Genomic DNA, 306 nt, shown 5'->3' with positions numbered 1-306 from the left:
TCGCAGAATACATTGAAGAAGAGATAGGTCATCAAGAATGGGTACTTAATGATATTGCAGCCTGTGGTTTTGACAAAGAAACAGTACGGTGTAGTCAGCCGCAATTTGCTACCGAAATGATGGTGTCGTATGCGTACGACTCCATTGCACGTAAAAATCCGTTGAGCTTTTTTGGCATGGTGCATGTGCTTGAAGGCACTTCTATAGCGCTTGCTGATGGCGCGGCTTCAAACATTGCAAATGCTGTGGGCTTACCTAAAAAAGCATTTAGTTATTTAACCTCTCACGGTGCACTTGATATAGAGC

1 protein-coding gene is annotated in these 306 nt (G+C 43.5%); it reads left to right on the top strand.

Annotation, left to right across the window (positions count from 1 at the left end; all coding sequences use genetic code 11):
- A partial coding sequence (locus AAEY83_RS13745; RefSeq protein ID WP_351059653.1) for an iron-containing redox enzyme family protein occupies positions 1-306 on the top strand: 306 nt, incomplete at both ends.

It is taken from the genome of Psychrobacter sp. TB20-MNA-CIBAN-0197 (assembly GCF_040309765.1).
In the GTDB taxonomy this organism is placed as follows: domain Bacteria; phylum Pseudomonadota; class Gammaproteobacteria; order Pseudomonadales; family Moraxellaceae; genus Psychrobacter; species Psychrobacter submarinus.
The sequence above is the reverse complement of the archived record's forward strand: the minus strand, read 5'-3'. Positions and strand labels throughout refer to the sequence as shown.